The following is a 22022-nucleotide window of genomic DNA, read 5'->3' on the forward strand; positions in this document are numbered from 1 at the left end:
TAAAAACCAAAACAAAATTGAAGTTTTTTTAAAGTTTTTTTTCGAAAGAAATCAAACTCCACTTCCTGTTATCATTACCAAATTTTTTAAGAACTTTTCGCTATCAAAGCGGCTGCAAATATAAGAAACTTAATTCTAATTCTGCAAATGTTCGATTCATTTTTTTTGATTTATTATTATCATCAAGAAAAAGCCGGAGATAAAAAATGAGAACCTGACACAAGATCAAAATTCTCAGCACTCCCGAATCGAGAGGTTGTTTAGTAGGTGTAAATAATCTTTTAAAAAAAATAAAAAATTCCTACGACCACCCTACCACTGCCTATAAAATACTACTAAACAACCATTTTATAAATCCACTCTCCGTTGAAAGTGGCTACAAATATAAGGGCAAAACCCTATTATTTCCAAACGTTTTTTAATAAAAAATCATCAATAAATCATATTCAATTGATTTATTGATGATTAATAATGAAATAAAATTCGAAATATTTTTATCTGGTCAATTTCCCCGTATTAAGGAGCTTATTTAGTCGCGCTAATTGATCCGAATCCCCCAACACAAAAAGTTGAAACTTTTGATCCAGTATAATATCTGGGGAAGGGTTATAAATATAGTTTCCCTCATCATCCTTTAAACCTATAATATTGGCTCCGGAAACATTTCTAACATTCAAATCAAGAATCGACTTACCGACAAAACAATTGGCAAGATTAGAACAGGAAACTTCTATAAGCTTAACACCCTTTATCGATTGGAGCAAAATTTTATCGACAAATTCAATAATATCAGGCTGGGCAACCAATTTAGCCATCTGCTGCCCACCAAGAAGATCAGGCATAATAACATTATTGGCACCAGCACGCTTAAGCTTATTATCAGACTGAAGCTTGGAAGATCGGGATATGATTCGAATATCAGGATTTAACTCTCTGGCTGTTAGACAAACGTAGACATTTGCGGCGTCATCAGGAATAGCCGTAATCAGCGCCTTGGCTTTTAAAATGTTTGCAGACGTTAAGATCTCTTCCAAAGTGGCATCCCCCTGAATAAACAATAGTTCAGGAATCATTCGTATTTTATCGATACTGGATTCCTTAGAATCAATCACTACAACCTGCTCACCATGATTAAGTAATTCGAGACTTGCCTGACGTCCGTTACGACCAAAACCACAAACGATAACATGATTGCTTAATTTCTCAATTTTTCTAGCCACTCTATAATCTTTTAAATTTCTACGAAAAACACCATCTAATATAAACCGGGTTACTGCTGAAACAATATAACCAAAAATACCAAAACTGGATAATATCAAGAATATTGTAAAAAGCTTTCCATTATCAGAAAGATCATGAACTTCTTTAAAACCAACAGTTGAAATGGTAATAACGGTCATGTATAATGCATCAATAAAATTGTAATCATCATTGAGATGCATGTAACCAACAGTTCCAATACTGATGACCACTAACATCAGAATCAGAGCGAAACTAAGTGTTTTAACATTTTCTTCCCAGACCTTACGTCCCTTTAATGCCATTGCTCGTTTTTATGTGAAAATTAAAAACTAATTTAATCAATCTTATCTAATCACAATAAGGAAAACTACATTTGTTCTGAACGAATAATTCGATTTCCCAATTCACACTCCAAACATCTATACGCGTTACAATATTCCGACTTCAAATGTAACAGAGATTGAGAATGATATGCTGACTTTAGTTGTATTCCTATTTCTTTCCAACCATTTACAATCCTATTCTTTTCGGATTTCAAGCTTTCAAGAATAAACAAAGCTCTATCAACATAAATTGGATTTCCAATTTCTTTACCATAGACAAATAATATGGGGACAATTGCATTAATAATTAAAACATCGACAGTTGCCTGGCCCAAAACTTTGGGCTTATAATCAGCTTTCTCTCCAAAACGATAATGCGTTAACCAATACTGAGAGGCTTCAACCTGCAATAAGGTGTGAAAATCTGCAACATTCTCTATTTGAATAATTTTTGAAAACAAGGACTGTGATTTGTAGATCAGATTAGCCAATTGTGCAATTCGGACTGTAGGAAAGTTTACCGGATGCAGTCGCATAAACTTCCATCGTCCCTTTTCAAGGGGCTTTAAGTCAAATTTGTTTCTCAGAAAATTGTATTCCGCTTGCAGTTTGGAGTAATAGGGATCGCTTAAATTAGAATCATGAAGAAAACCTGCCTGACCGAATAAAATCGCCTCCAACTGCAGAGGAGAATTCTTCTGCTTGGCAAGAATTTTCAAGGGAATTGATCGAGCCAGTTGCTCAAAAGGATCGGCATTAAGTTTCATCCCAAAATAACGAGCCAAAACCTGATAAAACGTTTCTTCCCAGGAATTGGAATTTTGGTGATACATCTGCTTAATGCCCACAGCTTTTCGCTCCAATCGTTCCAGCAACATCCTATCGAGCCAATGACTTACAAAAAAATTATTCAACTTGGGAATATCCCTTTGACAAGGAATCCACAACTGAGAAGACATTAAAGATTGGTATCTATCCAGATATTGCTCAGATATCTCCAACTTAAGACAAGGCAAAAGTCTACCATTAGATAAAACGACATCAACATCATTTTCATAAACAACATGCAGTATGACATTGTTGTATGCGGCATCACTATCGTGATGATGTTTGTACCAATCAGAAGATTTTAAATGAATTTCAACATTCCCAACCCAAAGCAAACCATCAATTTCAATTCGAGCTTCAAAGAAATCCGGCCCCGAATCTCTATTCAACCGTCCCGTATCTATCAGACACAATCGATGTCCTTGATCAGAGAATAAGTTTTGATCATCAAAAAGACGATAAGTCCAGATGTAGTGTAGGAAATCCTCATTCATAAAAACAAATTCTAAGTTGTCAAAATAGAATACTAAATTTATGATATGATTTCTAAGAATACAACAAAAAAAGCGATGATCTTAAGATCATCGCTCCTTTATCTTCTTAATATCAAGATTATAAAATCCCTTTAGCATCCATCAAGTCTGCCATTTCTTCCTGAAGTTCAAGTGCTTTTTCGCGAGCCACTTCTGCAAATTTTGGTGTTGAATCTGCATAGATAATCCCTCGGGATGAGTTAACCAATAAACCACAATGATCATTCATTCCATATTTTGCAACTTCCTGCAAACTACCACCCTGAGCGCCTACGCCCGGAACCAATAGGAAATGATTGGGAGCAATCTTACGAATATCAGACAACATTTCTGCTTTCGTAGCACCTACTACATACATCATATTATCCTGAGAACCCCACTCTTGTGATTTCTCAAGAACTTTTTCGAACAATTTCTGCTCACCTTCTTGAAAGAATTGAAAATCGAAAGCCCCCTTATTAGATGTCAATGCCAATAGAATTACCCACTTGTCTTTATATGAAAGAAAAGGCGTAACCGAATCTTCACCCATATATGGCGCAACCGTAATCGAATCAAAAGGCATATTCTCTAAAAATGCACTGGCATACATTTTCGAGGTATTACCAATATCACCGCGCTTAGCATCAGCAATTAGAAAGACTTCAGGATAATTTTCCTTAATGTAACAAACAGTCTTCTCAAGAGAAAGCCATCCTTTTGCCCCTTTACACTCGTAAAAAGCAATATTGGGCTTGTAAGCGACAACCAAATGAGCTGTTGCATCAACAATGGCTTTGTTGAATTCAAAAATTGGATCTTCTTCTTTTAGTAAATGTTCCGGAATCTTTTTCTCATCTGTATCCAAACCAACACATAAGAAGGACTTCTTTAATTTGATTTGCTCGAATAAAGCTTGATAGTTCATTTGTTATTTATTTAATGGTTGTTTGTATTTCTTATTAATGATGATCCATTAAAATGAGATCAAAAAAAAGGCAGTAGTTAAAAACCACTGCCAAATATTATTATAAACCACTTTCCTTAAGTCGCTCTGCATTCTCCTCAACCTGAAGTTTATCGATAATCTCCTGAATATCGCCATCCATAATTGCACTCAAATTATACAGAGTCAAGTTAATTCTATGATCGGTAACTCGACCTTGTGGGTAATTGTATGTTCTAATTTTAGCCGAACGGTCTCCTGTTGACACCATCGTCTTACGTTTTGATGAAATCTCATCAAGATACTTTTGGTGCTCCATCGCATAAATACGAGAACGCAACTCAATCATCGCCTTAGCTAAGTTCTTAAGCTGAGATTTTTGATCCTGACAAGTCACCACAATACCCGTTGGGATGTGAGTCAAACGAATTGCAGAATAGGTTGTATTTACCGACTGTCCTCCAGGTCCTGAAGAACAATAAGTATCCTTACGGATATCGCTTTCTTTTACATCAATATCAAACTCTTCAGCTTCTGGTAAAACCGCTACCGATGCCGCACTGGTATGCACACGACCTTGTGTTTCTGTTTGAGGCACACGCTGAACACGGTGTACACCTGATTCATATTTCAGAACACCATAAACATTAGCTCCTGTCACATTCAGCACCACCTCTTTGTATCCTCCAGAAGTTCCTTCGCTGCACGAAGACATAGATACCTTCCAACCTTTACTCTCACAGAATTTGGTATACATTCTATATAAATCCCCTGCAAAAATACTCGCTTCATCTCCACCAGCACCCGCACGGATTTCAAGAATTGCATTTTTTGAATCTTCAGGATCGGCAGGAACTAAAAGCAATTTAATATTTTGCTCCATCTCCGGTAATCTTTCCTCAAGCTCTTCCAATTCCATTTTTGCCATTTCACGCAATTCCTCATCGCTCTCTGTGGCTAATATTTCTTTTGATTCGGCAATAGTCTCAAGTGCATTTCTATATTCTCTTGCAGCAGAATCAACCAAATCCAATTCTTTATATTCTTTGCTCAACTTAACAAAGCGTTTCATATCACCCATAACCTCAGGATCGGTAATCAATTGACTCACCTCCTTAAAGCGGATAAAAACACCTTCCAGTTTACTTAGTAACACATTATCGCTCATTCCTATAATCTCTTAAAATTTGCACAAAATTAGGAAAATAAAATCACATTAATCGATTTGCACCTTATTATTAAAACAATTCAACCAATTAATATATCATAATAATAATAAACTAAGGACTCTATCTAAATTCTCTAAACTTTATCCAAGCATAATGAAGTCGCTTGAATTATAAATACAAAGAAGCCGATCATCCATCAATGGGATGATCGGCTCATATTATAAATTCTATTTAATATTCGAATTGCCCGAATTCACTTTTAATCGTCAACTTCTTACTGTCAGAAGCTTCAACTCGCCCAACAATTTTCGCATCTACATTAAAACTTTTCGAAATTTCGATAATATCATTTGCAATTTCAGCAGGCACATAAAACTCATAGCGGTGTCCCATATTGAATACCTTATACATCTCATCCCATGAGGTTCCACTTTGCTCCTTAATCAACTTAAATAAGGGTGGCACATCAAATAGGTTATCTTTTACGATATGAAGATTGTCGACAAAATGAAGAACTTTTGTTTGAGCTCCACCTGAACAATGAATCATACCATGAATTTGAGAACGATACTTATCTAAAGCTACTTTTACAATAGGAGCAAAAGTACGGGTTGCTGACAAAACTAATTTTCCAGCATCCAATTCTGTGCCTTCAACGGCATCAGTTAATTTACAATTCCCTGAATAAACCAAGTTTTCAGGGACTGATCCATCAAAACTTTCAGGATATTTTTCTGCAAGATATTTTGAGAATACATCATGACGAGCAGAAGTCAATCCATTCGACCCCATACCCCCATTATAGCTTTCTTCGTATGTCGCTTGACCAAATGAAGATAAACCAACAATGACATCACCCGCTTGAATCTTTTCATTGGTAATAACATCTTTGCGTTTCATTCGACAAGTTACAGTTGAATCCACAATGATCGTACGAACCAAGTCACCCACATCAGCCGTTTCACCACCAGTTGAATAAATATTCACCCCTAAATCGCGATACTCTGCAAGCAATTCTTCTGTTCCATTAATAATTTCAGAAATAACTTCACCTGGGATCAGGTTTTTATTGCGACCAATAGTCGACGAAAGTAGAATATTATCGACAGCTCCTACACAAAGTAAATCATCAAGATTCATGATAATCGCATCCTGAGCAATCCCCTTCCAAACGGATAAATCACCCGTTTCTTTCCAATACATATAAGCCAGAGACGATTTTGTTCCTGCTCCGTCAGCATGCATGATATTACAATATTCTTCATCTCCAGTAAGGTAATCAGGAATTACCTTACAAAAAGCCTTTGGATAAAGCCCTTTATCAATATTCTTTATTGCATTATGCACATCTTCCTTCGATGCGGAAACGCCTCTTAAGTTGTATCTTTCGTCTTTTCTCATGGTTGGATAGTAGTAAAAAAAGCGCCCTGCATGGCAGAACGCTTTTGTTATTTTTTTGCCGTCGTAAAGTTAGTATTTTTTCCCTTTAACGAAAGCCCTATTCCTCAACTATCTCTTCGATCTTTTTGATCTGTCAAATCTTGACTTTGACTTCTTATCAATTCTCTTTATTTTGATTTCTGTTCTTCTGTTCATTTGAAGGGCAACCTGCTTCTGCTCATCCGTACTTAATCCGTCAATAAATTCTTTACTCAAAACATCACCCACTTTTAAGAATGGATATTTATCTTGTCCTTCTTGTTTTACAACCCAAGGCTTGTTTTCCCCATAGCTCAAAGCCTTCAGTCGAGCTGAATCAACCCCTTCGTCAACCAAATAATCAACACAAACCTGTGCTCTCAATTTCGAAATACTATCGTTCACCTGTTCATTGCCTACAAAATCAGTATGCGAACTCAGTTCTATCAGAATATCAGAATGCGTTTTCATTGTTTCAACTAAATCGTTCAAAGCCTCCTTTGCCTCATCAGTCAAAACCCACTCATTAAATCCAAACAAAACGTTCTTCAATCGGATTGGAACCCCAACTCCTTTAAGCTCAAAGTTCAAATCGACATTCAACTTTTCATCCATATTTCCAGCATCGATAACTTTCTTTTCGGTAAGAAAATCATCCCCCGAAACGGTCACTGTATATTTTGTATCAGCATGAATTGGTAATTTAAACTCACCCTTTTCTCCCAAACTGATATTCGATTTCTCTCCTTTATCTGATTCAACTTGCACACGAACTCTCTTACCGACTAAACCCTCGTCAAAATGAATTTTACCTTCTGCTATTTCTATAATCGTAGGATCAATCTCAAGCTTCTCAAAAGAAAAGATATCATCATTCCCCTTATTTCTAGATGATGCAAAAAGTCCCTTATTCCGACCTGACTGAAAAACAATACTAAAATCGTCAGCTTCAGAATTTATAGGATATTTCATATTCTCAACATCCCATACTTGTCCTCTGGGTTTAGCAACATACAAATCAAGACCTCCCATTCCGTCTAACCTATCGGATGCAAAATACAACATCCCGTTATCGCGGATATATGGGAACAGTTCATCCCTATCAGTATTAATATCTGACCCCATATTAATTGGACTTCCCCAACTTCCACCTTCCGACTTCACCATCCATATATCATTTCCACCATAACCCCCTGCCATATCCGATGCAAAATAAAGCGTTTCACCATCTGCCGAAATCGAAGGATGTCCAACTGATAGTGAATCAGGAACCAAATCTACTTTCTGCAAACCAGCCCATTCGTCTCCTTGCATCGCTACGCGATAAATCTTTGTCCCTTGGTCTTCTCCATCTACTTTCCTTGAAGATGTAAAGTACAACACATTCCTTTCAAGATCGATACATGCAGCCCCATCATTCAGGACAGAATTTACACTATCGCCTAATCTTACAGGTCTTTGCCATGCGAATTCGTCCTTAAATACCGTTTTCACATCAACAACCCGACCTCTTTTATTCTTAACATCCCGCTTAATCTCATTGGTATATTCTGAACGAAAAAGATTAGAATACTTATCACCTGTAACCCCATCTTTCTTAATTCCCAAACCACCTTTTCGGGTACTGGTAAAAACGATAATATTTGTATCTCCACTCAAATACAATGGTGCAAATTCGCTCGCTCGTGTATTAAGCATATCCATCGGACGAACCTTATAAGCTTGAGGGTTCTCTTTCCACTCCTTCAGTTTCTCAAAAACGCTAACCAATCTTTCCTCATCCCCTCTCAAATTTTCGGGCACATAATCCTTGTAAATGGCAAAAGTTTCTTCAGCATCCTCAACATCTCCATTCTTTATCTCTACCTGAGCCAAATGAATCAAAGCCTCCGGAAAAGAATCTCTTCTTCGAACAGCTTTTTTATACCAACCAGCCGCTTTTCTGAGCTCATTAATTTGTTCGAAACTAAGTCCCGCCTTATATGCCACATCTGATCTGAAATCATGATCTTTTGATTTGTTATAAGCCTTATCAAAATACGACTGTGCTTTATAATATTGGCCCTTATCAAACATTGCATCGCCTTTTCGGGCGTAATATTTGGGCGAACAGGCAATATTAAGTAGCAAACAAAGACTTAAACTAGCTCCGATTAAAATCCTCATATTAAAATGGTATAGATTATTCAAATTATAACTTAAACGTCCAATTTAGGAAATCCTGATAAAGATACAAAAGCAGACAAGCTTTTCACTCAGATCAGAAGTATTAATATTGATAAACACAATCAATCTCCTTTTTATTGTCTCAAACCGAGAAGAGAATGCATTTTTTACAAAAATAAAAAGAGAGCCCCAATGTGGAGCTCTCTCTTTTTTATCAATTATCTTAATACAATGGTCCTAAAGACCACTCTAATTATTAAATAATAATTCTCTATACTTAGGCAATGGCCACATTTCATTATCAACCACCAACTCCAGTTTATCGATATGGTATCTGATCTCTTCTAAATAATGACAAACTTTCTTGTCGTAAGCAAAAGCCGATTCCCTTATATCCTCAATAAGGTTACACTCTTTACGTGCATCCACCATTTCAACAACCTTAGCTTTAATAGCAGAAATATGAGATGATATTTGTTTAATCAACTCTTTTCTGGCCCCAGCCAATTCATCAAACTCACTGTTGGTGAAGATATCTCTTAAACCTTGAACATTCTGTATCAATTTTGTCTGATAAGCCACGGCAACCGGAACGATGTGGTTAATAGCCAAATCACCAAGAACTCGAGATTCAATCTGGATTTTCTTTGTAAACTTCTCCATCTCGACTTCAACACGAGCTTCCAGTTCTTTTTCAGTCATCACCCCACTACCGACAAGCGCCTTTTTCGATTCAAGATCCAAATATTTAGATATAGACTCAGGTACGCTTGTAATATTGGTTAGTCCTCTTTTTTCAGCTTCTTTAACCCAATCACCAGAATAACCATCACCATTAAAACGAATTGGTTTTGATTCGATAATCAATTTCTTCATCACCTGAAAAATAGCCTCATCTTTCTTAATTCCCTCTTCAATTAAGAAGTCAACCGAAGCTTTAAATTCATTTAACTGAACAGCAACTGCAGCATTCAAAGCTGTCATAGCTGCAGCATTATTCGAACTAGAACCTACAGCACGGAATTCGAATCGATTTCCTGTAAAAGCAAAAGGAGATGTACGGTTACGATCCGTGTTATCCAAAATAATCTCAGGAATACGACCAATACCCAATTTCAATGCCGTCTTCTCATCCGGGGTCATCTTTCTTTCTCCAACTTCCTCAACAATCATATCCAACATCTTAGAAACTTCGTCACCCAAGAATACTGAAATAATTGAAGGAGGTGCCTCATTTGCTCCCAAACGATGGCTGTTAGAGGCTGTTAAAATTGATGCACGCAACAAATCCTGATTCTTATATACAGCCATCAAAGTATTCACAACAAAACAAAGAAACTGAATATTCCCTTTAGGATTTTTACCAGGAGCTAAAAGCACAACCCCTGTATCGGTTCCCAATGACCAGTTATTGTGTTTCCCTGAACCATTTATCCCGGCAAAAGGTTTTTCATGAAACAAAACTCTGAATTTATGATGGCGAGCAACCTTCTTCATCACATCCATCAACAACTGATTGTGATCATTTGCCAAGTTCGCTTCCTCATAAATTGGAGCCAACTCGAACTGACTTGGAGCCACCTCGTTATGACGTGTCTTAACTGGAATCCCCAGTTTATGACATTCCAATTCAAGCTCCATCATAAAATTAGTCACACGCTCAGGAATCGAACCAAAGTAGTGATCATCCAATTGCTGATCTTTCGACGAAGAGTGCCCCATAAGCGTACGCCCTGTCAAAGCCAAATCCGGACGAGCCTGATACAAAGCCTCATCTATTAAGAAATATTCCTGCTCCCACCCCAAATTGGTGTGTACCTTAGTGACATTCTTATCGAAATACTGACAAACACCTACAGCAGCTTCATCAACAGCTGCCAGAGCTTTTAACAGTGGTGTTTTATAATCAAGAGCTTCTCCGGTATAGGAAATAAAGACAGTAGGGATACAAAGAGTTGTCCCCACAATAAAGGCTGGCGAAGAAACATCCCAAGCCGTATAACCTCGGGCTTCAAATGTCTGACGGATTCCTCCTGAAGGGAAAGATGATGCATCTGGTTCTTGCTGTGTAAGCAAATCGCCTGAAAAATTTTCAATCATATGACCACCATCACCGTAGTCGATAAAACCATCGTGCTTTTCAGCAGTTCCATCTGTTAATGGCTGAAACCAATGCGTGTAGTGCGTAACGCCATTCTCAATTGCCCAGGCTTTCATCCCTGCAGCAACACCCGAAGCCATTTTTCTGTCAATCGCGCCACCATTCTGATTAGCGTCAATCACAGCCTTAAATGCTTCTTTAGATAAATACTTTCTCATAGAGTCTGTATTGAATACAAGATCTCCATAATAATCGGTCACCTTATTTGAAGGCAAATGCACTTCTTTAGGAACTCTTGACAAAAGCTCTGTTAAAGCTTGAAAACGAATAGTGGACATGGTTATTTGGTATATAAGTTAGAGAAAGGGGGTAACTGTTTAAAAAAACACTTTTTCAGAGATACCCCCCCGTAATTCATAATGCAAAGATGAGAAAAATATTTTATTTCTCAAAACATACCTATTAAATTAGGGGTTGATTTACAAATTATGCACAACAAATAACAATCACCCCTGTAAAAACAGGGGGTGGTAATTAAAAATTTAATATTAGGGGAAAAATCAATTTCAACAAAAGCTGCATGCATCTGTTTAGCATGTCTACTAATAGTTATTAGGGATCTTCTTAGCATTCTTCATAAGATAATCCCTAACATCCGATTTTGATGAAATCAATTCATAGAACTCAGAAATATAGGCTAACAATTTAAGACGATTATTATTCTCGAGATAGGTAAAGTCAGAAATAAGAGAATACAATTCATCTTTGTGCTCCTTAAATTCTTCAAATGCAGTTTCAAATTCTTCTTTGGTCCATTGGTAGCTTTTATAACGCCTTTGATATTTTGCATCCAAGTCAATCTGAGGATCAGGCACAAAATACTCGTGACCAACCAGAGCACACCAGTCAAAATCATAAGGAACAGCTACAGGCAGGCTGTTTTCGTCAACTGACATCAGATCGATATTATGCAAACGAGACACATCCCAGTCACAATTACCAACCATATACTGGAATAAAGACAAAACCAACATATTCTTACGGAGAACCTGGTATTGTTTTATATTTCGAAATTTTAAAGAATGACGCCCTATCCGCTTTGCCAAGTGCAATTTATCCTCAACAAAAAAACCAAAACGCTGAAGCGTATCCAGCTTATTCGTATCTATAAAATTGACTCTTGCCAAACGAACCCGATAACTGTAGTCCGTAAAGACATTATACATCTTATAGACCAAAAACTCTTCAAGGGTGTGCAATTCATAATCTTTCTTGAAATTTTGACAATGACTCACATATTTAAGCTTATTTTGACCTTGAAAAATTGTTCCATCTGCTTTTTTTGCATGGAACTTAAAGCGTAAAGGCGGAAAATCACAGGTTTGTTTCCGAAGACGAAAGCCTCCTCTTGGTTTCAACTTAATGGCCATATTTGCAAACGCACAAGATGGATTTTTTACGGTCAAACTGGCATTATGAAACACTCTATTCTCTGAAACATCTGCAAAAAGACTTTCAAAATCAGTTTTAAGATCAATCTCCAAAAGCACCTCATTATCAAACAGACCAACCAAACTCAGACTATCCTGAGTCTGAACACGAGCAAAAGCATGCATGCCAGACACCATCACAAACAACAAAATTATCAAACGCCTCATTGTCTTTACTTAAATCTAATTTAAAAAAAGAAAGAAGTCGAATCTGCTACTTTATATACTCCTTCTCTCCATCTAACAAACAGCGATAAAAATGATCGCCAACTATTAATAATATTTGTGGTCGGAATTGTAGATATCCCATTGGAACATTAAGGGCACATATTTTTTTCTGGTAGAAAAACTTGATCTCATCAAGTTCGGTATGACCAAACATGATCTGTTTCGCACCATAAAAACTTAAAACCTCATCCAGTTCCTTATCTGTTATTCTAGAATAATACCTCGACTCTCTCATATAACCCCGATACCACAATGGGTTTCCTGGAAAATAAATCTTTTGCTTCAATTCTTTAGCCGACATGCTTCTGGCATTGAGCAAACTGTATCGAATATCCTCGTTAATTTGATCTATCGATAAATTCTTTTCAACCACATCATGTGATAAACCGCCATGAACAAAAAGCTTATCATTTATTTTTATTACTGAATTCAAAGATCTCAACCAACGTCCCATATCTGTATTTTCAGCAAAAAAATTATAATAATTCGTTAGCAAACGCTTACTCATATTCCGATACTTACCCGATATATACCGGGTATCATTCATCAATATCATCACCTCATGATTTCCCAATATCAGATGAACACACCCTCCTTGTTCCTGCGCTTTTCGAGATAATATTTGAATAAAATATAAGGCTTCAGTCACCTGATCTCCTCTATCAAAAATATCGCCAACAAAAACAAGATGATTCTTACCAAACTGCCAATTGCCTTTTTTATCAATAACCTGATTGGCAATCAAAAGCGTCTTCATTGTATCAAATTCACCATGAACATCGCCCACAACCATGATTGAATCGACCCCTGAATATTCAGCCTTAGGCGAGACAATTTTCTTTTTCTTAAGCCAATATCGATTTCTATCACCGTATAAGCCCTTAAACAGGATCGAATCTTTCTTAATCTTTACAAGCTTTTCTTTAACATCTATTGAGTTCTCTGCATGTTTGTGCGAAACATACCAGACCTTAACCCTATCATCTGACAACCAAAAGAAATGCGGACCATCTACATAATTGGGCAGATTAATCTTATCCACATCACCTTTAAATATTTTATCATAGGAAGAAAACGCACCTGAGTCCAATCGTTTTTTCTTCTGGGCCTGAGAAACACAAACACACAAAAAAACAGATAAAAACAGAACAAATCCTTTTATCCTAAAAGATGGCTTGATCAACCAGGCAATATTTATCAATACCGATACCAAAATAAGCAACATTCTCTAATCCAAACAAATATAAAAAGTCTCATACCAAACAAGGTGTTCACTATAGATACACTAGTGTTCATTAACGCACAACAAAAATAAATTGAGCTCTGATCTTTAAAGAGAAACAACCTTTTGCAAGATAGTCGCTCCCAAATTAAGATGCCCCTTCTTTTGTACAATAGTCCAACCTCGTCTTTTCAATTCTTTTGCAATAGCAGCATTTATCATGCCATGCCCTACCAAGATAGCAGTTTCTTCCTGATTAGCAAGCTTTTCTAAATTATCAGTCGAAAAAACAACTCGTTCTTTAGCTTTTTTGAAACTCTCTATGCCCTGATGATTAAAACCCAAAACCCAGGAAATACGACTGATCCCTTTCCACAAATCCAATGGTATTTTTATAATAGAACTGGCATTTACAATCTTCAATTCAAACTCTCTAAACACACTATCGGATACAACCGGATAAGAATTCCCAAATAAACTCAAGGCAGTTTCTTGTGACCGTGGCAAGGAAGAACAATAGATTTGGTGAGGTTTAGTTAATGCGATATTCACATAACCTGAAGGGAACTCACAAACCGGAGCCCTGTTATAATTCTCGAGATAATTCTGCGCTTGATCAGCAGAACAAAAGAACTTCTTTTTCAAATTGGGTTTTGCATGTCGAATCAGATAAATCTGAAGAATCCGCTCCCCCTTCTTCTTAAACTGATCTTGAAGATGCGCATCAATGTCTTGAACTGTAGTAAAAGGCAAATTCGTCTCAGCCTGTTGAGCAAATAGAGCCACAGTTGAAATTTGAAGAAAAAACACAATTTGAAACAGATATTTCAGCATACCCGAAAATAATAAATCTAAGCGAGATTACGTATTAAAAACAAATCACCCGACCTCCTCAGGAATAACAATCTTAAATTTCTGCAGCCTCCTGTGCAATGCATTCCAGTTTAAATTAAGAAGTTGGGATGCTTTCGTTTTATTATAACCACACTCTTTCAAGGCTCGCACAATAATATCCCGTTCGATCAAACCCAGATCAAAACTATTGATAATAGCAACCTGCTCATCTTTCTGAGCAATAACCGAAGGGAAGTGATCCAAATTTAAAGTATCTCCTTCACAAAGAATAACAGCTCTTTCAATCAGGTTCGACAACTCTTGTGTGTTCCCTGGAAAATCATACTCTACCAGCTTACTCTCTGCAAACACATCGAACCCATGAATGACTTTACGCATTTTTTCTGAAAAGTGACGGATAAAATAATTCATCAATAGGGGAATATCTTCCCGTCTTTCTCGAAGTGGAGGTATATTCAAATTATATCCAGTTAGTTTCTGAAGCAAGTCGGAACGCAAAGTATTCTTCGCTTTTAAACCATCTAAATCAACCGAACAGGCTGTAATTATACGAGCATCAACCCCCTCATATCTTCTTGACCCAATCTTGCAGTATCTTCTATTTTGAAGTACCGAATTCAACTTGGTTTGCTGATAAATTGACAGATCAACAATCTCATCAAAAAAAAGACTTCCACCTTTAGCAATCTCAAACCAACCCAATTCATCTTTTCGAGCCTCCTTTACAACTGCTTTATCATAGCCAAAAAATCGTGTCTCAAACATGGCGTCAGTCACAGCAGCCATATTAACAGCCGCAAAATGTTTCTTACGCCTACAACTTAAGTTATGAATCTTGCGAGCAATAGAATCTTTATACAAGCCAATTTCACCCGTTATAATCACAGAAATAGAATCATCCTTGGCCAATTCCTCAATTTGAGACTGAACATATTGCATTGATTCACTACAATAGAGTAAACCTACCGAATCTTGCCCATTAAGTTTCCTGGTTAGAAAAGAATTCCGCTGCTCCACTTCCCAGCTTTTCTTTTTCAAGGAAAGAAAATTCTTAGTCCGTTCTATTGATATTTTCAGAGTTGTGTAATCAAAAGGCTTTGGTAAAAAATCAATAACTCCGGCATCGAAAGCATCAACAATATACTGTTCCTCAATCCCTCCACTAATCATGATAACATCTGTTCCGGGATGAAGAGCTTTTATATTCTTCACAACCTCAATACCATTTGTTTCTGGCAGATTGTAATCACAAATTAAAACATCTATTCTTTCTTCAGATAGCAAATCAAAAGCATCAGTTGGGCATAATGCCGTAAAGACAATAAAATCTTTTTCCAGCCTTTGAGATGCAAGCTTCAAATAAAGAGGATTATCATCAAGAATCAGTATTCTTAATTTACTAGTCATGCGATTTCGTTATCAGGATTAGTTTCAATAGAAGAATCTACAGCAAACCATAGATTTATAGGTACATAATTAATTTAATCTCTCAAAAAACAGAATAACTAAATTACAACTTTTATAAATCAATCACCTAATTTTTAACACTTAAAGTTTAAACTTTACAACATAAAACTAAAACTTTCTAATACATAACAATAAACCAAGTATAGGAAATGATGGGGTACAAAAAAAGCCGATCGATAGATCGGCTTCTTGGGTGGTGCCACCTGGAATCGAACCAGGGACACATGGATTTTCAGTCCATTGCTCTACCAACTGAGCTATGGCACCCAATGGGATTCAAAAAATAATAAGTGGTACCACCTGGAATCGAACCAGGGACACATGGATTTTCAGTCCATTGCTCTACCAACTGAGCTATGGTACCCTATTATAATTTGTGATCAAGTTTTAAGTGTGGTGCCACCTGGAATCGAACCAGGGACACATGGATTTTCAGTCCATTGCTCTACCAACTGAGCTATGGCACCGCTTTACTTGAGCGACACAAAAGTAAGCAAAAAATTATCGCCTCCAAATAAATTCTTGAAAATAAACGGGTATTTTAATCGATATATAAAGTTCTTATTACCTTTGCAGCCTAATAAAACTTCATATGCTTTTCGAAACTCACACATTATCAAATGGTATCCGTTTAATTCATCGCCAAGTGGATCAAAAAGTGGCCCACTGTGGAATCATTCTAAATACTGGTTCCCGTGATGAAACTGATGCTGAATGGGGGCTTGCTCACTTTATTGAGCATGTTATTTTCAAAGGAACGAGCAAACGTAAGGCCTATCATATCTTAAACAGAATGGAAGATGTGGGTGGAGAACTCAATGCTTACACCACAAAAGAAGAGACTTGTATTTACGCAACATTTCTGGATAAGGATTATAAACGCGCTTTGGAATTAATTAGCGATATCAGTTTTAACTCAACCTTCCCTGAAAAAGAATTAGAAAAGGAGAAAGAAGTTGTTTTGGATGAGATTAACTCTTATAAGGACAGCCCTTCGGAATTGATTTTTGATGATTTTGAGGATTTAATATTCAAACACCATCCTATTGGGCGAAATATTTTGGGAACACCTGAAAACATCAAAAAGTTTAAAAAAGGAAATATCCAGAACTTTATCAAGAACAACTACCACACCGACCAAATGGTTATTTCGTCAGTTGGAAACATTTCTTTTAAGAAATTGGTTAAAATGGTAGACACCTTCTTTGGATCTATTCCGGAAAACATACGCACAAACAAGAGAGTAAAACCACAAATATACAAGCCCAGAACACTGGTTGTAGAAAAGAATACACACCAGCGTCATTGCATTTTAGGAAACATTGCCTACGACTTAAACGATGACAAACGCATTCCCCTATCTCTTTTAACCAATCTTTTGGGAGGACCGGGAATGAATTCACGTTTGAATTTAAGCCTGAGAGAAAGACATGGCTTAGCCTATAATATCGAATCGAACTATTCACCTTATGTTGATACCGGTGTTGTCAGCATTTATTTCGGCACCGACAAAGGTTATCTGGACAAATGCCTGTCTCTTATCTATAAGGAAATGGATTTGCTCTGCACAAAAAAACTCGGAGCAATGCAATTAAAACGTGCCAAGAACCAGATTCTTGGTCAGATTGCTATTTCCTGTGAAAACAACGAAAACTTGATGCTCAGCGTTGGGAAAAGCTATCTCCTTTACGACAAAATCGATTCTCAACAAGTTATTTACGATAAAATCGAAAGCATTACTGCAGAAGAACTCCTTGAAGTATCAAACGAGATATTAAACAAAGACAATTTGACCACTTTGATGTATAAATAATGATAGAAGTAAATAAAGAACTGGAAGACTATATACTCAGACATTCTGAAAACGAAGAGCAGATACTAAAAGATCTCAATAGAGAAACTCACCTGAAAATGCTTCGTCCAAGAATGCTTTCGGGACACTTACAAGGCAAATTTCTAAAGATGATCTGCCAGCTTCAAAATCCCAAACGTATTCTGGAAATAGGAACCTATACGGGCTACTCTGCCATATCAATGGCGATGGGCACATCTTCCGATTGCGAAATACATACCATTGACTGCAACGATGAGCTTGAACAGTTCACAAGGAATTTTTTCAATCGGTCAGGTTACGAAGATCGAATTACATTTCATATCGGTCAGGCATTAGATATTATCCCTCAGCTTGATGAAAAATTCGATTTGGTTTTTATCGATGCCGACAAGCGTCAGTATGTTGAGTATTACGAAGCCATCATGCCACGTCTAAACCAGGGCGCCTTTATCTTAGCCGATGATGTTCTATGGGATGGCAAGGTTTTGGAAGATATCGACCCCAATGACAAACAAACTCAAGGCATTTTAAATTTCAACAAACATATTCAAAACGACGATCGGGTGGAAAATCTAATACTTCCTATTCGTCACGGTCTGATGATGATCCGAAAAAAATAAATCGATTAAAATAAGATTAAGAAAGTTCCTGAATGAGTTGTACTCATTTTGGAACTTTTTTTTATTTCACCCCATCAATTGGTCACTACAACAAGTCGTTTTTTACCATCCATTTTAACTGTGATCGGTTTCTTAAACCTCACATGCTTAATGGCACCATCAGACTCAATCAGTTCTTGTTTCCTAAGAATATCGTATTCGATGTGCGACATTTCAGAATGGTGATAAACCGAGCAATACCCAATATTCATTGATGTGACATTATGAAAGAAGTGTGAGCCCGAAGAAGCCTCAAGCGGGTAATCTTTATAACTCGTTTCAACTATAAGCTTGGATCTGGAGATATCTTTCCATTGTACCGGAATACCAATCCATTGATCGCGAGTTCCCCATCGCCCTGGCCCAATCAGAATATAATACCGATCTTTATTTGCCATTTTTTGATTTATCGCGGCAATTTTATCTGCAATTTCTACTGTCATATCTTTTTTAAACAAATCGGGATCGATAAAAATAACATCTCTGATTCCTTCAACCAGGCCATTTCCCATTCCTGCATCTGAAAACACCAGGCTTTCTGAAGGGTTGACGGTATCCAAATCGATATTATAATCGTCGGCACCTGCCACCAATGGTTTTATTTGCAAGATATAAAAAGACGATTTCCCCTCTTCATCCCTATTTAAATCGACAGAAAATTCGATCTCAACAGCAGCTCCCATCGCTTCTTCTATAATCTCCAACAAGGTTCGAATTGTTTTAGCTAATGGGATATAATCGTATTTCAAAATATTGGCAAAATTTACAATTCGAGGCCCATACTTATCCAAACCAGGACTGATTGTGTCATTTTCAGCATCATACACAGAAGCACAGTGCGTTAAAGTTCCATGATCTTCGGCATCATCAATATCCAATCGAATAAGTCCAGCCGTATCCCCTTCCAGCAAATTCAATTCTTTTTTCCTAAGATTTACGGCATAAAATTCAGTCTGAGAATTCTTAAACTGATCTTTAGCTGTATTATTTTCACTTGCCGGAAAGGCAGGCGAAAAACGATACGCTTTTTCTCCATCAACCACATACTTCCCCAAACCGACTGCCAAAACAGCAAACCCTTCCTCAGGTTTCATATGTCCGTAAGGATAATAATTATAGGATTGAGCAACACCACTCATATGCGGATAAAAATAATCGCCATAAACATTGCCAACAACTTCCTGAATAATGATACCCATCATCTCCTCATCAACCGAATAATTATTCCCATGAATGCTGGTTTGGGATTCATTCGAAAAAACAGATGCATAAACCAATTTTATCGCATCCAAAACTTGTTGCAAGCGAATATTTAAATCCGGATTACTATTGGGTAGTAAATATGTCTGAAAAATTCCGGCAACCGGCTGCTGAAGAGAATCCTCAAACAAACCTGAAGAACGAATAGCCAGAGGACGATCAAAATTTGACAGAATATGCTTAATTCTATTCTTTAATCGAGACCTCAAACTACCTCCCAAAAACAATTGCTGAATTTCTTCATAGTTTGCAGCCTCCTTTATTTTATCGAGCAAATCGTTACGCTCCATAAAATTCATATACTCATCAATACCAATAACGGCAGTCATCGGAGCCTTCACATTAATTCCGGGCACATAGCTACTCAAATTCAGATTATAAAGCATGGAATTAATAAAAGCCAAACCTCTACCCTTACCGCCCAAAGAGCCTGATGACAATGCCACAATATTTTCTTCATTAAATCCTGGCTGGGTTTTAAAAGCAACAATTTTCCCCTTTTGTTTCTCATTCCGAAACTCATGAATCATACTGATCAGATAAGCCCTGATATCTTCTGCTGATTTAAAATCTGTCGTTTTGTAGCGGGCAATCATCTTTGCAATCTTCACTTCGCCACGAGCCATCAGCCACAAAGAAAAATTATTACGATTGGCATGATAGATTAACGATTCAGCTGGAATATTATACAAATGTTCCTCGAACTCCCGAAGCGACTTAGCCGTTACGATAGGATCTCCATGAATATTTTTATACACAAAATCGCCAAAGCCCAAATATTCTTCAATAAACGCACGAATATCCTGACGCAGATTATCAGAATTTTTCTCAATAAAACTGCATTTCATTTTTTTCGCATAAGATGCATTCCCAACATCCGATGATTGCAGAATAGCAGGCAAATTGGGCAATTCACTCCTAATCTGCTCCACCAGTTTAATCCCGGCTTTCTCGTCCATAACATCATGCACCTTAAACTTCACATCGGAAATCAGACAAAGCAAATAATCCTTATAACGATTGAAGATAGATATGGCCTCGTCATAATTCGAAGCCAAAAGGATTTTAGGTCGGGCTCGCATCCTGAGTATTTTGTATTGGGGATCGGTTATAACATCATCAATAATTCTTTGTGTTTGAGCCATTACACTCTGATAAAGCATAGGCAGGTATCGGGAGTAATATTTTGCAGAATCTTCAATAAGAAGAATGACTCGAACAAGTCCTACATCGGTATCATTTTCAGCGTTAACCTTATCCTCTAAACTTTTAATCATCGCGACAAAAACCTGAGACTCGCCATTCCAAACAAAAATTTTATCGATACTACTTAGATCATAGTGTTTTTCTTCATAAAAACTGATATCAACATCGTTATTCAGCAGAAGAAAAATGGAAATGTATGGAAACTCTTTCTTGACCCGATGACTAAGCTCGATAGGCGTTTTTTTATCTACACCTACCATTACAATTATCATATCAAAATGTTTCGATCTCAGCTGCTTCAATGCCTCATCACAACATGAAACACCTGTCACTCTTGGCATAGATGATAGATTCAGTTGATGATATTCATCAAAAATCTGCTCTGTAAACCGACCTTCCCGCTCAATATTATAAGCATCATAAAGATTTGCAACCAGCAAGATTTCTTTAACCTTAAAAGGCATCAAATCATGATAAACATCTCGATCTGCATTATTCCTATTCAGGTAGTCATTCAATAAATTTCTATTCTCAACCCGGACAAATGGCCCCTCTATATATTGATCATCTGAGTACTCTTCTCCTGTTTTTGTTATCAAATATTTTCCCGCTTCGGTATTGATATACCCCGAAATCATATTCGATATATTATCTATTAAATCGCGCTCCTCTTTAAGAAAAGGCCCTTCGTACAAATCTTCAAACTTCTTCGTGTAAAAAATTTCGATTAGACCGGTTCTCTTATCGATGCAAGCAAAACTTTGGCTCAAAACCCATGGCGAATCGCTAAATCCCGGACTTAAATATTGGCTCCCGTCAAAAGTGATACGCGTCGAAGTATAAGTAGGATACTGCATAGCCTCCTTTAAAATAAAGCAAATATGTTGCAGTGTATCGGGAATTGATTGCGCTTCTTTAATAACACTTGTCGTTTTATTAATAGCTGCCAATTCCTTCAACCGCTCAATATTTTCTTTAGCTAAACGAGAAACTTTTCCTTTATCTGATTGAGATGTCATAAGTCTGTATTTTGCGCCCTTTTAAATTTAACAAAAAATCAGATGATATAAAATCTTGACTCTCAAACATTTCTTT

At 36.9% G+C, this 22022-nt stretch carries 14 protein-coding genes and 3 tRNA genes; 2 read left to right on the forward strand and 15 right to left on the reverse strand.

Annotation, left to right across the window (positions count from 1 at the left end):
• Positions 1 to 494: 494 nt before the first annotated feature.
• The 14 genes from EV201_RS15880 to EV201_RS15945 form a co-directional block, all read right to left on the reverse strand.
• Positions 495 to 1544, reverse strand: coding sequence for a potassium channel family protein (locus EV201_RS15880; RefSeq protein WP_130308635.1), 1050 nt, complete (start codon positions 1542 to 1544; stop codon positions 495 to 497).
• A gap of 65 nt (positions 1545 to 1609) precedes the next feature.
• On the reverse strand, positions 1610 to 2887 hold the full coding sequence (locus EV201_RS15885) for a DUF2851 family protein (RefSeq protein WP_130308636.1): 1278 nt from the start codon (positions 2885 to 2887) through the stop codon (positions 1610 to 1612).
• 118 nt (positions 2888 to 3005) lie between these two features.
• Positions 3006 to 3833 carry an orotidine-5'-phosphate decarboxylase gene (gene pyrF / locus EV201_RS15890; protein WP_130308637.1) on the reverse strand — a complete coding sequence of 276 codons (828 nt, stop codon included), beginning with the start codon at positions 3831 to 3833 and terminating at the stop codon, positions 3006 to 3008.
• A 100-nt stretch (positions 3834 to 3933) separates the two neighbouring features.
• Complete coding sequence (gene prfA / locus EV201_RS15895) at positions 3934 to 5019, reverse strand: peptide chain release factor 1 (protein WP_130308638.1); 1086 nt, start codon at positions 5017 to 5019, stop codon at positions 3934 to 3936.
• Positions 5020 to 5251: 232 nt separating this feature from the next.
• Complete coding sequence (locus EV201_RS15900; protein ID WP_130308639.1) at positions 5252 to 6421, reverse strand: AIR synthase related protein; 1170 nt, start codon at positions 6419 to 6421, stop codon at positions 5252 to 5254.
• Between the two features lie 108 nt (positions 6422 to 6529).
• On the reverse strand, positions 6530 to 8605 hold the full coding sequence (locus EV201_RS15905) for an OmpA family protein (protein WP_130308640.1): 2076 nt from the start codon (positions 8603 to 8605) through the stop codon (positions 6530 to 6532).
• A 249-nt stretch (positions 8606 to 8854) separates the two neighbouring features.
• Positions 8855 to 11044: a glutamine synthetase III family protein gene (locus EV201_RS15910; RefSeq protein WP_130308641.1), complete on the reverse strand. Its 2190-nt coding sequence runs from the start codon at positions 11042 to 11044 to the stop codon at positions 8855 to 8857.
• Between the two features lie 264 nt (positions 11045 to 11308).
• Complete coding sequence (locus EV201_RS15915) at positions 11309 to 12364, reverse strand: hypothetical protein (protein ID WP_130308642.1); 1056 nt, start codon at positions 12362 to 12364, stop codon at positions 11309 to 11311.
• Between the two features lie 46 nt (positions 12365 to 12410).
• Entirely contained in the window at positions 12411 to 13649 is a 1239-nt protein-coding gene (locus tag EV201_RS15920) for a metallophosphoesterase (RefSeq protein ID WP_130308643.1), read from the reverse strand.
• A gap of 105 nt (positions 13650 to 13754) precedes the next feature.
• Entirely contained in the window at positions 13755 to 14480 is a 726-nt protein-coding gene (locus EV201_RS15925; protein ID WP_130308644.1) for a histidine phosphatase family protein, read from the reverse strand.
• Between the two features lie 45 nt (positions 14481 to 14525).
• Complete coding sequence (locus EV201_RS15930) at positions 14526 to 15908, reverse strand: sigma-54-dependent transcriptional regulator (RefSeq protein ID WP_130308645.1); 1383 nt, start codon at positions 15906 to 15908, stop codon at positions 14526 to 14528.
• A 254-nt stretch (positions 15909 to 16162) separates the two neighbouring features.
• A tRNA-Phe gene (locus EV201_RS15935) sits at positions 16163 to 16235 on the reverse strand.
• Positions 16236 to 16259: 24 nt separating this feature from the next.
• Positions 16260 to 16332 (reverse strand) — tRNA-Phe (locus EV201_RS15940).
• Between the two features lie 30 nt (positions 16333 to 16362).
• Positions 16363 to 16435 (reverse strand) — tRNA-Phe (locus EV201_RS15945).
• A gap of 125 nt (positions 16436 to 16560) precedes the next feature.
• On the opposite strand from EV201_RS15945, the gene EV201_RS15950 reads away from it, so the two are divergent.
• Positions 16561 to 17781 carry a M16 family metallopeptidase gene (locus EV201_RS15950; protein ID WP_130308646.1) on the forward strand — a complete coding sequence of 407 codons (1221 nt, stop codon included), beginning with the start codon at positions 16561 to 16563 and terminating at the stop codon, positions 17779 to 17781.
• Positions 17781 to 18422: an O-methyltransferase gene (locus EV201_RS15955; protein ID WP_130308647.1), complete on the forward strand. Its 642-nt coding sequence runs from the start codon at positions 17781 to 17783 to the stop codon at positions 18420 to 18422. The genes EV201_RS15950 and EV201_RS15955 overlap by 1 nt, the downstream gene beginning before the upstream one ends.
• Positions 18423 to 18496: 74 nt before the next feature.
• Here EV201_RS15955 and EV201_RS15960 read toward each other — a convergent pair whose 3' ends face one another.
• A complete protein-coding gene (locus tag EV201_RS15960) occupies positions 18497 to 21946 on the reverse strand; it encodes a PEP/pyruvate-binding domain-containing protein (RefSeq protein WP_130308648.1) in 3450 nt (1149 codons plus the stop codon).
• Positions 21947 to 22022: the final 76 nt, after the last annotated feature.

Origin of the sequence: Ancylomarina subtilis (genome assembly GCF_004217115.1) — a bacterium.
Lineage (GTDB): Bacteria > Bacteroidota > Bacteroidia > Bacteroidales > Marinifilaceae > Ancylomarina > Ancylomarina subtilis.

Excerpts from the sequence above, each read along its gene's own strand:
- EV201_RS15955 (WP_130308647.1), top strand. The coding sequence starts at position 17,781 with ATGATAGAAGTAAATAAAGAACTGGAAGACTATATACTCAGACATTCT.
- EV201_RS15920 (WP_130308643.1), bottom strand. The coding sequence starts at position 13,649 with ATGTTGCTTATTTTGGTATCGGTATTGATAAATATTGCCTGGTTGATC.
- EV201_RS15915 (WP_130308642.1), bottom strand. The coding sequence starts at position 12,364 with ATGAGGCGTTTGATAATTTTGTTGTTTGTGATGGTGTCTGGCATGCAT.
- EV201_RS15960 (WP_130308648.1), bottom strand. The coding sequence starts at position 21,946 with ATGACATCTCAATCAGATAAAGGAAAAGTTTCTCGTTTAGCTAAAGAA.
- EV201_RS15930 (WP_130308645.1), bottom strand. The coding sequence starts at position 15,908 with ATGACTAGTAAATTAAGAATACTGATTCTTGATGATAATCCTCTTTAT.
- EV201_RS15950 (WP_130308646.1), top strand. The coding sequence starts at position 16,561 with ATGCTTTTCGAAACTCACACATTATCAAATGGTATCCGTTTAATTCAT.
- EV201_RS15900 (WP_130308639.1), bottom strand. The coding sequence starts at position 6,421 with ATGAGAAAAGACGAAAGATACAACTTAAGAGGCGTTTCCGCATCGAAG.
- EV201_RS15910 (WP_130308641.1), bottom strand. The coding sequence starts at position 11,044 with ATGTCCACTATTCGTTTTCAAGCTTTAACAGAGCTTTTGTCAAGAGTT.
- prfA (WP_130308638.1), bottom strand. The coding sequence starts at position 5,019 with ATGAGCGATAATGTGTTACTAAGTAAACTGGAAGGTGTTTTTATCCGC.
- EV201_RS15885 (WP_130308636.1), bottom strand. The coding sequence starts at position 2,887 with ATGAATGAGGATTTCCTACACTACATCTGGACTTATCGTCTTTTTGAT.
- pyrF (WP_130308637.1), bottom strand. The coding sequence starts at position 3,833 with ATGAACTATCAAGCTTTATTCGAGCAAATCAAATTAAAGAAGTCCTTC.
- EV201_RS15925 (WP_130308644.1), bottom strand. The coding sequence starts at position 14,480 with ATGCTGAAATATCTGTTTCAAATTGTGTTTTTTCTTCAAATTTCAACT.
- EV201_RS15905 (WP_130308640.1), bottom strand. The coding sequence starts at position 8,605 with ATGAGGATTTTAATCGGAGCTAGTTTAAGTCTTTGTTTGCTACTTAAT.
- EV201_RS15880 (WP_130308635.1), bottom strand. The coding sequence starts at position 1,544 with ATGGCATTAAAGGGACGTAAGGTCTGGGAAGAAAATGTTAAAACACTT.